Raw genomic sequence first — 12569 nt, forward strand, 5'->3', positions numbered from 1 at the left:
AACCGGGTCCGCCGGGACCACCCGCGCGGCCTCCGGTGCCGCCTTCGCCGCCGAGGAGCCTGCCCGCGGCGCTGTTGGGCCCGGGGACGTTGCGTCCACCGCCGCCACCGGGCTGGTTGGGCCCGCCGCCGCCGGGGCCGTAATTCTGGCCGGTGCCGTTCGGCAGGCCGATGACGTCGTCCAGGTCACCGGTACCGCGCCCGGGGTTCCGGCCGGGGATCTCCGTGGTTCCGCCGCCGGGCTTGCCGCGGCCACCGCCGGACGGGAGCGTCGTGTCCCCGGGACCCGGTTTCCTCGTGGGCGTGGTGATGTCCGGGGGATTCGTCCGGTCCTTCGGGTTGACCGGACGATCGTCGGTCGAACCCGGCTTGGTCTGGTTGTGGTCGCCGCCCGGCTTGTTCTGGTTCTGGTCGGTGCCGTTGTCGTTCGTACCGCTGGTGTCGGTGCCGTCGTTGTCGTCCCCGCCGCCGTTGCGGCCCGGCTTCACCGGCGGGATGACGGGCGGCGGCTTGATCGGCGGCGGACCGCCACCGACCTTCACGCTGACGTTCGCGCCGTCGTTCTTCAGCACGCCGTAGTCGGTCGGCAAGCTGGAGCGCGTGCTGCTCGTGACCGAGTCGTACTGGTCCATCACGCGCACGTTGTTCTGGTTCGCCGCCTCGTGCTTCGCGACACCTTCTTGGTAGTTCTTGATGTCGTTGTTGACCATGAACGGCCCGGCGATCGGGATCGCGCCCTTGAGGCCGGTGGTCCAGGGGTTGGGCTTGTCCGGCTTCGGCGGCACCGGGACGACGGACGACCCTGAGTCGTCGAAGCTGTCGGCCTGCACAGAGACCGAGTCCCTCGTGGTGAACAGCGGATCCGCTGTCTCCTTGAATGCCTGCTCCAGTGGGCCCGCGCCGGCGTTCGCCGCATCGGCCGCGGACCCGGTCCAGGACGCCGTCATCCGCGACTGCAGACCCTTGATAGCCATACCGCGCTCGACATAGGCGTCCGAGAGTTCCGCGACGCGGTCGGCGGCGCTGCGCAGGTTGCGGGTATCGCCCTGGGTGAAGTTCTCATAGATCTGTTTGCCGTCCACCCTCATGCCCCCTTGAGTGTCTTGATCATGGCCGACGCGGCCTTCTGCGCGTTTCCGCAGGAAACCTGTTCGTTGTCGTAGCCCCCGGCATGCACGCTGATCACCAGGTCGTCGGCGACACCGACTCCGAGGTCGCAGTTGCCACCAGCCCGCCGGTCTTGCACTCCGTAATAGACGGTCGGATAGCCATCGACGTCGGGGCCGGGCTCCAGGAACCTCACCTGCCCGGTTCCCTTGGCTTTGTTCAGACCGGCCAGCCCGCCCATGCCCTTTTCCCGGTTCCCGCTGCCGAGGATGAGCTGCAGACCGTCGGCCTTGCCGCGGATTCCCCAACTGCAACTGGGGTTGCTGGTGTCGTTCGCCTGTTCGCCTGGCTGGGCCAGCCCCAGTTCCGCGACCGTGGCTGCCGGAACGAGCTTGCACGGGTCACCGATGAACGCCGAGGCGTCCAGTGGATTCGCCACCTTGGGGACGTTCGGATCTTCCGGCGCGGCGGACGAACCTGACGACGGCACCGTTCCCGGGGTCGGCGTCGGTGTGCCCGGGGTCTCCCCCGTGCACCCGGCGACCGCGACGGAAACGAACACGAGCGCCGCCACCGCGGCGCGATTCCTCAACACGTTCGGCATCCTCAGGTCGTGCGCAGGGTGTTGGCCTGGTCGGTGGCCATGGTCTTCGAACGGGCGACTTCGAGTTTGGCGATGTAGCCCTCGATATAGGCCTTCATCGAATCGTTCTGCTTCTGCAGGGACAGCAAGGAGTCGACTCCGGAATCGACATAGCTCGAGCTGGCTTCGTCCTGCCCTGGCGGCATCAGGTCGTCCATGATCCGCTGGATCTTGTCCCCGTCTTTGACGACCTTCTTCAGCTCGTCTTCCCACATCCCGATGACGGTCTTCAGCTCCTCCGGGCTCATCTCGAACCCGCCGCCGCCACCGCCGCCACCGCCGTAAACGGTCGGTTCCTTCGGCGTGGTCAGGTCGCCCCAGACGGCCTGGATCGCGCTCGCGGCACTGTCGATGATGTTCACGCCCGTACCTTCCCCTCAGCACTCACTCACCGTGATGGACAAAGAGTAGCCAAGTGGCCGACGGCGTGTCAGCCGATCCGGCCGAGTGCTCGGACGTGTTGCGAAGCCGCAAGGTTCCCCGGACGGATCGATCATCCCGCGAACTGGTCACAGTACGTACGTACGGATTGCATTAACCCCGTTCCCGGTGACAGGATTCCAGGATGCCACGGGTCAGCCAGGATCACCTCGACGCACGCCGGCGCCAGATCCTCGACGGCTCTCGCGTGTGCTTCGCACGCTACGGCTACGAGGGTGCCACCGTCAGGCGGCTGGAGGAAGCCACCGGTCTTTCCCGCGGCGCCATCTTCCACCATTTCCGGGACAAGGAGTCCCTCTTCCTGGCCTTGGCCGAGGACGACGCGGTCCGGATGGCGGACGTCGTCTCCGAACAGGGCCTCGTCCAGGTGATGCGTGAGCTGCTGTCGAACCGCAGCGAGCACCCCGCCGACTGGCTCGGCACTCGGCTGGAGGTCTCCCGGCGGCTGCGCACCGATCCCGAGTTCCGCGCCCGCTGGGCCGAGCGGTCCCATCAGCTGACCGCCGCGACCCGCCGCCGTCTGCTGCGCCAGCGCGACGCCGGGATCCTGCGTGACGACGTCGACGTCGACGTCCTGACCGCGTACCTCGAACTGGTCCTCGAAGGGCTGGTCTCCCACCTCGCGATGGGCCAGCCCGGTGACGATCTCGGTCCCGTCCTCGACCTGGTCGAGGAGAGCGTACGGCGGCACCGCGCCCACGCGACCGGGGGAACACGTTAAGATTGTCCTATCGCCGCAGTACAGCGGCGGTGTCTGTTGATTCCGATCGAGGAGTGACTCTTTTCGTGCGCGACGCGCAGTCACCTGGTGACAGTATCGAGCCGGGTGGCACACCCGGCTCTTCCGCGGACCTTCTAGCCGATCCCGTCCCCGCCGGCAGGAAATGATGGAAATCCTGCTGGCCGTTCTCGGCATCGTCCTGTTCCTTCTCCTGACCGTCGGCACCGGCCTCGCCGTCGCCGCCGAGTTCTCCCTCACCGCGCTCGAGCGCAGCACGGTCGACGCGAACGTCCGCCAAGTCGGCGACAGGCGCGCGCACACCGTGCAGAAGGCGCACCGCACCCTCTCGTTCCAGCTCTCCGGCGCGCAGGTGGCGATCACCATCACCACCCTGATCACCGGTTACCTCGCGGAGCCGGTGATCGGCGACCTGCTGCACCCGCTGTTCACCGCCATCGGGTTCTCCGAAAGCGTGGCGAACGGCGTGTCGCTGGCGGTCGCGCTGATCCTGGCGACGTCGCTGTCGATGATCCTCGGCGAGATGATGCCGAAGAACCTCGCGATCGCCCGGCCGCTGCAAACCGCGCGCGCCGTCGCGGGGTACCACTCGCGGTTCTCGTCGCTGTTCCGCTGGCTCATCACCCTGATGAACAACAGCGCCAACTTCCTGGTCCGCAAGTTCGGCGTCGAACCGCAGGAGGAACTGCGGTCGGCCCGTTCGCCGCAGGAACTCGGCTCGATCGTCCGCTCCAGCGCCGAAAGCGGGACGCTCGACACCTCGACGGCCGAACTGCTGGACAAGTCGCTTCGCTTCGGCGAGCGGACGGCCGAGGAGCTGATGACGCCGCGCGTCCAGCTCGAATCCCTGACCGTGGACGAGACGATCTACGACCTCATCGAGATCTCGCGCCGCACCGGCTTCTCGCGTTTCCCGGTCTACACCGAGGATCTCGACGACGTGCAGGGCGCGGTGCACATCAAGCAGGCGTTCACCGTCCCGGTCGCGCAGCGCGCCACGGTGCGGATCGGTTCGGTCATGCGGCCGATCCCGACGGTGCCCGAATCGCTGCCGGGCGACTCGCTGCTCAACCGGCTGCGTGATTCCCGGTTCCAGCTCGCGATCGTCGTCGACGAGTACGGCGGCACGGCCGGGCTGGTGACGCTGGAAGACGTCGTCGAGGAGATCATCGGCGACGTCCGTGACGAGCACGACGACCGGGAAGAACCCTCCTCCCAGCAGGTCGGCGCCGACAACTGGCTCGTGTCCGGGCAGCTGCGCGCCGACGAGGTCACCGATGAGACCGGGTTCCGGATGCCCGACGGCGACTACGAGACCATCGCCGGGCTGATCCTCGAACGGCTCGGCCGGATCCCGTCGCCCGGCGACGCCACCGATCTCGACGCCTGGCGGCTCACGGTGACCAAAATGGACCGGCTGCGCATCGCCGAGGTCGAAGTCCGCCGGGTCAGCGAAACCGCCACGTCCGCCGAGCAGGAGCCCGCCCGATGAGCGACTGGTTCAACATCTTCCTCGTCGTGGTCCTGCTGCTGGCCAACGCGTTCTTCGTCGGCGCCGAGTTCGCGCTGATCTCCTCCCGGCGCGACCGGCTGGAAGCCTTGCTGGAGCAGGGAAAGACCCGCGCCAGGATCGTGATCAACGCGAGCAGGAACGTCTCGCTGATGCTCGCGGGCGCACAGCTCGGCATCACGATCTGCTCGCTGCTGCTGGGACGGCTGGGTGAGCCGGCCATCGCGCATCAGCTGGCGGGGTTCTTCGAAGTGCTCGGGATTCCCGACGTCCTGTTGCACCCGATCTCGTTCGCGATCGCGCTGGCGTTCATCACCATCCTGCACGTCCTCATCGGCGAGATGGTGCCGAAGAACCTCGCGATCGCCGAACCGGAGCGGCTGGCGCTGTGGCTGGTCCCGGTGCACGTGGCCTGGGTGAAGGTCGCCAACCCGTTCATCTGGCTGCTGAACTTCGTGGCGAACTCGCTGCTGCGGGTGTTCAAGGTCGAACCGAAGGACGAGCTCGAAACCGCCTACACCTCCGACGAACTCGCCGAGCTGCTCAGCGAGTCGCGACGCGAGGGTCTGCTGGAGCACTCCGAGCACCAGCGGCTGAGCAAGACGCTGTCGTCGGTGGAGAAGACGGTGGCCGACGTCCTGGTCCCGACGGCGCAGCTGACCACGCTGCCCTGCTCGCCCACGCTGGGTGACGTCGAGCGCGCGGTGTCCTCGACCGGGTTCTCCCGCTTCCCGGTGTGCACCGACGACGGGACCTTGACGGGCTACATCCACGTCAAGGACATCCTCGACCTCGTGGGCGAGGACCCGACGACCGTGGTGCCCTCGGACAAGACCCGGGCGCTGACCGAGCTGCACGCCGACGCCCGGCTGGACGAGGCGCTGTCGGCGATGCGAAAGGAAGGCAGTCACCTGGCGCGGGCGCTGAGCCCGGCGGGGGCCGCCGTCGGCGTCGTCGCGCTGGAGGACCTCGTCGAGGAGTACGTGGGAACTGTCCGCGACGGCACCCACGTCATGTCATGACCGGCCCGATCGTCCTTCCTGAGCCCGCTTGGCGGGCTCGGGAGGACGAGCACGTGACGCGGATGCGGCGCTGGACGACACCGCACCAGCGCCGCCGCGCACGGGGCGAGAAGCATCCGGTGCTCGACTTCCTCTTCACCTACTACTCGCACCGTCCCGGGCATGTCGAACGCTGGCAGCCGGGGCCGGGTGTCGTGCTCGAAGGCGTGTCCGCGCGGCGGTACCTGGAGCGGAAGGGCTACGTCGAGACGCCGGACGGCGTCATGCTGGATCCGGCGGGCTTCACCGAGGGCCGGGCGAGGACCGCCGAATTCGTCCTCGGGCTGCTTTCCGCGACCGCGTCCCGCGCGCCGAGGCTCAGTTGTTTCGGCCTTCACGAATGGGCAATGGTTTACCGGGAATCGGCGAATGAGGTGCGTCACTCACAACTTCCGCTCCGGCTCGGTTCGGCCGGAACGGACGGCGTCGTCGAGTCACTGGAGATCCGGTGCGGGCATTTCGACGCTTTTCGGTTCTTCACCGAGCCCGCCAGGCCGCGCAACACGCTGCGGCCGGAGCGGGAGAACCAGATCGAGTTCGAGCAGCCGGGCTGCCTGCACGCCAACATGGACCTCTTCAAGTGGGCGTACAAGCTCGACCCGTTCGTCCCCGCCGAGCTGGTCGGGGACTGCTTCGAGCTGGCGGCGGACATCCGGGAGCTCGACATGCGGGCGAGCCCGTACGATCTGGCGTCGTTCGGGTACTCGCCCGTGCGGATCGAGACCCCGGAAGGCCGCGCCGAGTACGCCCGCGCGCAAGCCGGGTTCGCCCACCGGGCCACGCCGCTGCGTGAGCACCTGATAGCGCATTGCCAACGGCTCCTGAGCGAGTTAATGAGGGCACCCGCGACACGCGGAAAACAACTGTGAGTCGTCGCATTCCCCGTAACACTCTCCCCTGTTAGAGTGATAACGGTTTGATTGCATACGCAGCGCGAGCGCGCACGTTTCGAAAGGACAACGATGGGGCGACACAGCGTGGCCGAGGAGCCGGTGCCGCATCCCCTCGACCCGCCGAAGCGGCCTCAGGGTCGCGGTGAGGCGACCGGTTCGCACCGGATCGTCGGGAAGAAGGCACCGCGGCGCAAGGTCGCCAAGTGGCCCATCGCCGCCGTGGTCCTGGTGGTGCTGATCGCGATCGGCGTCTTCGGCTGGAACTGGGCGGACGGCGAGCTGAGCACCCGCGCCGAGGCCCAGGCCAAGGCCTGTGTCGCCGGGGACACCCCGATGCGGGTGGTCGTCACCCCCAGCATCGAGAAGCCGGTCCGCGCGGCGGCCGAGCGGTGGAACAACGCCGCGACCGTGGTCCGCGACCACTGCGTGATCATCCAGATCGACGCGCTGTCCTCCGGGGCCGTGCTCGACGGTCTCGTCGGCCGGACGAACCTGGACGCCATCGGCGGCCTTCCCGCCGCTTGGATCCCCGAGTCCTCCTACTGGGTCACCGAGCTGAACACCGCGAAGCCCGAGCTGGTCGGTTCGCCCGCCCAGTCGGTCGCGACGGCACGCTCGGCCGACTACCCGCTCGTCGGGCTCGCCGGCAAGAACATCGACGAGGTCCAGATGCGCGCCTCGCAGACGTTCCGCCAGTTCCTGCAGCAGCCGGCCCAGCAGGCCGACTTCGCCGCCGCGGGCATCAAGGCCACCTGAGCTTCCACCCGGAAGTACGTGAAGGCCCCCTTCCCTGCGCCAGGCGCAAGGAAGGGGGCCTTCACGTTACTCAGATCAGGTCGAAGGTGTCCGGGTCCGGGCCGGTGCGAGTGCCGTCGTCGAACTCGGAGAGGGCGGCGAGATCGTCTTCGGCCAGTTCGAAGTCGAAGACGTCGAGGTTCTCGCGGATCCGGGACGGGGTCACGGACTTCGGGATGGCCACCGTGCCGAGTTGCAGATGCCAGCGCAGCACCAGCTGGGCCGGGCTCTTGCCGTACTTGGCGGCGAGCGCGGTCAGCGTCGCGTCCGAGAGCAGCGACCCCTGCGCCAGCGGGCTCCACGCCTCGGTGACGATGCCGTGCTCGGCGTGGAACTCCCGCAGCGCCTTCTGCTGGAGCCGGGGATGCAACTCGACCTGGTTGACCGCGGGCACGATCCCGGTTTCGCCGAACAGCCGCCGCAGATGCGGGACGTGGAAGTTCGACACGCCGATGGCTCGCGTGCGGCCATCCGCGTAGAGCTTTTCCAGCGCCCGCCAGGTTTCGACGTACTTCCCGCGCGTCGGCATCGGCCAGTGGACCAGGTACAGGTCGACGCGGTCCAGGCCGAGCTGCGCGAGGCTCGCGTCGAACGCCCGGAGCGCCTCGTCGTAGCCATGCGCCGGGTTCGGCAGCTTCGTGGTGATGAACAGTTCGTCGCGGGGCACCCCCGCCGAGCGGATCGCCTCGCCGACACCGGCTTCGTTCCCGTAAGACGCGGCGGTGTCGATGCTGCGGTACCCGGCCTCGATGGCGGTCCGGACGACCTTGGCCGTGTCGCCCGCGGGCACCTGCCAGACACCGAAACCGAGTTGGGGGATGGCTACCTCGTTGTTCAGGACGACGGAAGGCACGGCCATGGATGAAGAATCCTCACTGGGCTCTGTCGCAGGGCTTCTTGTCCCGCATCATTCCATCCCGCGGGCCGCGTAGGCGCGCAGATGCTCCGCCGTGTCCGCGTCGGCGGGGAAGAAGGATTCGATCACCAGCTCGGCGACCGTGATGTCCAACGGCGTACCGAAAGTGGAGACCGTGCTGAAGAACGTGAGATCGGCGCCCTCGTGCCGCAGCCGCAACGGGACGAAGATGTCACCCGGTCCGGGGACCTCCACCTCGGGGACGGGGTCCGCGCAGGGATAGGTGAGCAGTTCCTCCAGGAGATCGGTCAGCACCGGATCGGCCGTCTGGGTCACCTGCCGCCGCAGCCTGCCGAGCAGGTGGGCACGCCACTCCCCCAGGTTCAGCACATGCGGCGCCATCCCCTCGGGATGCAGCGTCAGCCGCAGGACGTTGACCGGCGGTGTCATGAGGGTCGGCGAGACGAGGTCGGTCATGATCGAAACACTCGCGTTGGCGTCGACCAGATTCCACCAGCGATCGGCGACGGCGGCCGGGTACGGCTCGTGGCTGGTCAGCAGCTGACGGACCGCCTTGCTGACCGCCGCCATCTCCGGGGCTCCCAGGCCGCTCTCGGCGTAGGCGGGCGCGTAACCCGCCGCCAAAAGCAGCTGATTGCGTTCCCGCAAAGGCACCTCCAGGTGTTCGCCGAGCCGCAGCACCATGTCCCGGCTGGGCTTGGACCGGCCGGTCTCCACGAAGCTCAGATGCCGGGTGGAGATCTCCGCGGAGATGGCGAGGTCGAGCTGGCTGATCCGGCGGCGGTCGCGCCATTCCCGCAGGAGTTCGCCGACGGATCGCCCCGCGCGGCTCGCGGTCACTGTGGTCGTCACGATCACGAACCTACGCACCGCGGGTGCCGCGCCGCCATTACCTCCCGCGTAATCGACGGGACCCGCCTCCGGCCGACAGAGTTGCCTCATCGGTTACCCACCAACGAAAGAGGACACCATGTCGGACATCCAGCGCGTCGCCGAGCAGTACATCGCCGTGTGGAACGAGACCGACGCGGACAAGCGCCGCGCGCTCATCGCCGAAGTGTTCACCGAGGACGCCGTCTACACCGACCCGCTCGGCGCCGTCACCGGCCACGGCGGTGTCGACGGCTTCATCGCCGGGGCGCAGGCCCAGTTCGCGGGCCTGAGGTTCAGCCTGCCCACGGCACCCGACGCGCACCACGACATCGCTCGGTTCCAGTGGTACCTCGGCCCGGAGGGCGCGGACGAGCCGCTGGCGATCGGCTTCGACGTCATCACCGTCGAGGACGGGCGGATCAAGCAGGTGCTGGGCTTTCTCGACAAGATGCCCGGCTGACACTCACGCGAAGGCCTCCGGCGGCGGGCAGGAGCAGACGAGGTTGCGGTCCCCCGCCGCCCCGTCGATCCGCCGCACCGGAGGCCAGATCTTCGCCGCCCCGAAGCCGGCCGGGAAGACCGCGATCTCCCTGCTGTACGGACGATCCCACTCACCCGCGAGACACCGCGCGGTGTGCGGGGCGTTCCGCAGCGGGCTCGCCTCCACCGGCCACTCCCCCGCCGCGACCTTGTCGATCTCGCCACGGATCGCGATCATCGCGTCGCAGAACCGGTCGAGTTCGCCGAGATCCTCGCTCTCGGTGGGCTCGACCATGAGGGTTCCCGCGACGGGGAAGGACATCGTCGGCGCGTGGAGGCCGTAGTCGGCGAGCCGTTTGGCGACGTCGTCGACGGTGACGCCGGTCCGCTTCGTGAGCGCGCGGAGGTCGAGGATGCACTCGTGCGCCACCAGGCCGTCGTGCCCGGAGTACAGCACCGGATAGTGCTCCGCGAGGCGCTTGGCGACGTAGTTGGCGTTCGCGACCGCGATCAGCGTCGCACGCCTCAGGCCCTCCGCGCCCATCATCCGGACGTAGGCCCAGGAGATCGGCAGGATCGACGCGCTCCCCCAGGGCGCGGCGCTGATCGGGCCCACGCCGGTGGCCGGTCCGGCGTCCGGCTGCAGCGGGTGGTTCGGCAGGTACGGCGCCAGATGCGCGCGGACGCCGATCGGCCCGATACCCGGCCCGCCTCCGCCGTGCGGGATGCAGAAGGTCTTGTGCAGGTTGAGATGCGAGACGTCGGCGCCGAACCTGCCGTACTGCGCGACCCCGATCAGGGCGTTGAGGTTCGCGCCGTCGACGTACACCTGGCCGCCCGCGTCGTGCACCAGCGCGCAGACCTCGCGGACGGTGTCCTCGTAGACGCCGTGCGTCGACGGATAGGTGATCATGATCGCGGCCAGGTCGTCCGCGTGTTCGCCCACTGTGGACTTGAGGTGGCCGAGGTCGATGTTGCCCTCGTCGTCGCATTTCACGACGACCACCCGCATTCCCGCCATGACCGCGCTGGCCGCGTTCGTCCCGTGCGCGCTCGACGGGATCAGGCAGACGTCACGCGCCGCGTTCCCGTGTTCCCGATGATAGGCCCGGATCGCCAGCAACCCAGCGAACTCGCCCTGGCTCCCGGCGTTCGGTTGCAGGGAAACGGCGTCGTAGCCGGTGATGCCGGCCAGCCACCCCTCCAGATCCTTCACGATCGTGAGGAGTCCGGCGGCGTCTTCGGCGGGCGCGAACGGGTGCAGACCGGCGAACTCGGGCCAGGTGATCGGCTCCATTTCCGCCGTGGCGTTGAGTTTCATCGTGCACGAGCCGAGCGGGATCATGCTCCGATCGAGCGCGACGTCCTTGTCGGACAACGCTCTCAGGTACCGCAGCAGCGCCGTCTCCGAGCGGTGCGCGTGAAAGACGGGATGGGTCAGGTAGTCGCTCGTACGGCGCAGATCCGGCGGGAAGCCGTCGGCGGTGTCGGCGTCGAGCGAGTCCACATCGGACACCGCCACGCCGAAAGCCTTCCACACCAAGGAAAGGTGCTCACGGGTCGTCGTCTCGTCACAGGCGACGGCGACGTGGTCCGCGTCCACGAACCGCAGGTTGACCCCGAGCTCCCGCGCCGTGCCGACGACGACCGCCGCGCGGCCGGGGACGGAGACCTTCACGGTGTCGAAGAACTCGCAGTGCACGACGTCGACACCGCTTTCGGCGAGCCCCGCCGCGAGCACGGTGGCCATCCGGTGCGCGCGGCTCGCGATGGCACGCAGGCCTTCGGGGCCGTGGTACACCGCGTACATCGACGCGATGACCGCCAACAGCACCTGAGCGGTGCAGATGTTGCTCGTCGCCTTCTCGCGGCGGATGTGCTGTTCGCGGGTTTGGAGCGCGAGCCGGTACGCGGGCGCGCCGTCCGCGTCCTTCGACACCCCGACCAGCCGGCCCGGCAACTGCCGTTCGAGACCTCGCCGGACAGCGAGGTACGCCGCGTGCGGGCCGCCGAAGCCCATCGGGACGCCGAACCGCTGCGTCGAGCCGATCGCGACGTCGGCGCCGAGCTCGCCCGGCGGCCGCAGCAGGGTCAGCGCGAGCGGATCCGCGGCCATCACCACGGCCGCGCCCAGCGCCTTGGCCTCGGCGATGGTGTGGTCCCATTCGCGGACGGCACCCGAAGCCCCCGGGTACGACAGCAGCACCCCGAAGAAGTCGCCACCGAGGCCCAGTCCGGTGATGCCCTGGGACAGGTCGGCGGTCACCAGCTCGATGCCGAGCGGTTCGGCGCGGGTGCGCAGGACCTCGATCGTCTGGGGCAGGGTGTCCTCGTCGACCACGAACCGGTTCGACTTCGCCTTGCCCGCCCGGCGGACCAGCGTCATCGCCTCCGCCGCCGCCGTCGCCTCGTCCAGCATCGACGCGTTGGCGATAGGCAGGCCGGTCAGGTCGGCGACCATGGTCTGGAAGTTGAGCAGCGCTTCGAGACGGCCCTGCGAGATCTCCGGCTGATACGGCGTGTACGCGGTGTACCAGGCCGGGCTCTCCAGCACGTTGCGGCGGATCACCGGCGGGGTCACCGTGTCGTGGTAGCCGAGGCCGATCATCTGCGTCATCGGCCGGTTACGCTTGGCCAGAGCACGGAGTTCGGCGAGCGCGCCGGTCTCGGTGGCGGGTGGCGGCAGCTCCGGCGGTGTCGCGGACTCCCGCAGCGACGCGGGAACGGCCCGCTCGGCGAGCTCGTCGAGGGAGGCGACGCCGACGACGTCGAGGATGCGTGCGAGGTCTTCGGCACCGGGACCGATGTGCCGGTCCGCGAAAGGGGTTCCGGATTCGAGAGCGGCCAGTGAAACGGGCTCCATCGGGGACCTCCCAAGACGCGGGGGTGGGGCCGGGACGGATTGTCCTGGCCCTCCCCACTCTGTCCGTACCCCCAGCGGGGGCGCCTGAGAGTTTCGCCCGTGGGTTGATTCGGGCTTGCACCGTCGGCGGGGCCGCCAGGTGGTGACCTGGCGACTCACTTTCCAGAGGCGTCTCGTCCGCGCGGTCCAGGGTGCCTGAGAGGTTCCGGGGAGGACTTGCTCCTTCGGCGCCGAGCTGTTATCAGCTCGGACTCTCCCGCGCGGATTCGTCGACCGCGGAAGCGAGCC

At 68.7% G+C, this 12569-nt stretch carries 12 protein-coding genes and 1 riboswitch; of the genes, 6 read left to right on the plus strand and 6 right to left on the minus strand.

Going from position 1 to position 12569, the window contains the following annotated elements; genetic code table 11:
* The 3 genes from CFP71_RS38015 to CFP71_RS38025 all read right to left on the minus strand — a co-directional run.
* A partial coding sequence (locus CFP71_RS38015) for a hypothetical protein (protein ID WP_093938780.1) occupies positions 1–1087 on the minus strand: 1087 nt, incomplete at its 3' end.
* Positions 1084–1710, minus strand: coding sequence for a DUF3558 domain-containing protein (locus tag CFP71_RS38020; protein ID WP_093938741.1), 627 nt, complete (start codon positions 1708–1710; stop codon positions 1084–1086). The genes CFP71_RS38020 and CFP71_RS38015, both read right to left, overlap by 4 nt.
* Before the next feature lie 2 nt (positions 1711–1712).
* The gene (locus tag CFP71_RS38025; protein ID WP_093938742.1) at positions 1713–2111 is read right to left on the minus strand and encodes a hypothetical protein; all 399 of its coding nucleotides are present in this window, start codon (positions 2109–2111) and stop codon (positions 1713–1715) included.
* 203 nt (positions 2112–2314) lie between these two features.
* On the opposite strand from CFP71_RS38025, the gene CFP71_RS38030 reads away from it, so the two are divergent.
* From CFP71_RS38030 to CFP71_RS38050, 5 genes are all read left to right on the plus strand, one after another.
* Positions 2315–2911 carry a TetR/AcrR family transcriptional regulator gene (locus CFP71_RS38030; protein WP_093938743.1) on the plus strand — a complete coding sequence of 199 codons (597 nt, stop codon included), beginning with the start codon at positions 2315–2317 and terminating at the stop codon, positions 2909–2911.
* A 163-nt stretch (positions 2912–3074) separates the two neighbouring features.
* Positions 3075–4421 (plus strand): hemolysin family protein, encoded by a 1347-nt coding sequence (locus CFP71_RS38035; protein WP_093938744.1) that lies wholly within the window; start codon positions 3075–3077, stop codon positions 4419–4421.
* Complete coding sequence (locus CFP71_RS38040; RefSeq protein WP_093938745.1) at positions 4418–5461, plus strand: hemolysin family protein; 1044 nt, start codon at positions 4418–4420, stop codon at positions 5459–5461. The genes CFP71_RS38035 and CFP71_RS38040 overlap by 4 nt, the downstream gene beginning before the upstream one ends.
* Entirely contained in the window at positions 5458–6369 is a 912-nt protein-coding gene (locus tag CFP71_RS38045; RefSeq protein ID WP_093938746.1) for a 3-methyladenine DNA glycosylase, read from the plus strand. The genes CFP71_RS38040 and CFP71_RS38045 overlap by 4 nt, the downstream gene beginning before the upstream one ends.
* A gap of 93 nt (positions 6370–6462) precedes the next feature.
* Positions 6463–7149, plus strand: coding sequence for a hypothetical protein (locus tag CFP71_RS38050; protein WP_244199985.1), 687 nt, complete (start codon positions 6463–6465; stop codon positions 7147–7149).
* Positions 7150–7219: 70 nt separating this feature from the next.
* Here CFP71_RS38050 and CFP71_RS38055 read toward each other — a convergent pair whose 3' ends face one another.
* Together CFP71_RS38055 and CFP71_RS38060 are read right to left on the minus strand one after the other, a co-directional pair.
* Positions 7220–8047 (minus strand): aldo/keto reductase, encoded by an 828-nt coding sequence (locus CFP71_RS38055; RefSeq protein WP_093938748.1) that lies wholly within the window; start codon positions 8045–8047, stop codon positions 7220–7222.
* A gap of 48 nt (positions 8048–8095) precedes the next feature.
* Entirely contained in the window at positions 8096–8923 is an 828-nt protein-coding gene (locus tag CFP71_RS38060) for a helix-turn-helix domain-containing protein (RefSeq protein ID WP_167406420.1), read from the minus strand.
* 112 nt (positions 8924–9035) lie between these two features.
* Between CFP71_RS38060 and CFP71_RS38065 the strand changes: the two genes are divergently transcribed.
* Positions 9036–9398, plus strand: coding sequence for a nuclear transport factor 2 family protein (locus tag CFP71_RS38065; protein ID WP_093938749.1), 363 nt, complete (start codon positions 9036–9038; stop codon positions 9396–9398).
* A 3-nt stretch (positions 9399–9401) separates the two neighbouring features.
* Here CFP71_RS38065 and gcvP read toward each other — a convergent pair whose 3' ends face one another.
* Positions 9402–12281, minus strand: coding sequence for an aminomethyl-transferring glycine dehydrogenase (gene gcvP / locus CFP71_RS38070; RefSeq protein ID WP_093938750.1), 2880 nt, complete (start codon positions 12279–12281; stop codon positions 9402–9404).
* 172 nt (positions 12282–12453) lie between these two features.
* Positions 12454–12550: riboswitch (glycine riboswitch) on the minus strand.
* Positions 12551–12569 lie beyond the last annotated feature (19 nt).

Source organism: Amycolatopsis thailandensis, assembly GCF_002234405.1.
GTDB lineage: Bacteria > Actinomycetota > Actinomycetes > Mycobacteriales > Pseudonocardiaceae > Amycolatopsis > Amycolatopsis thailandensis.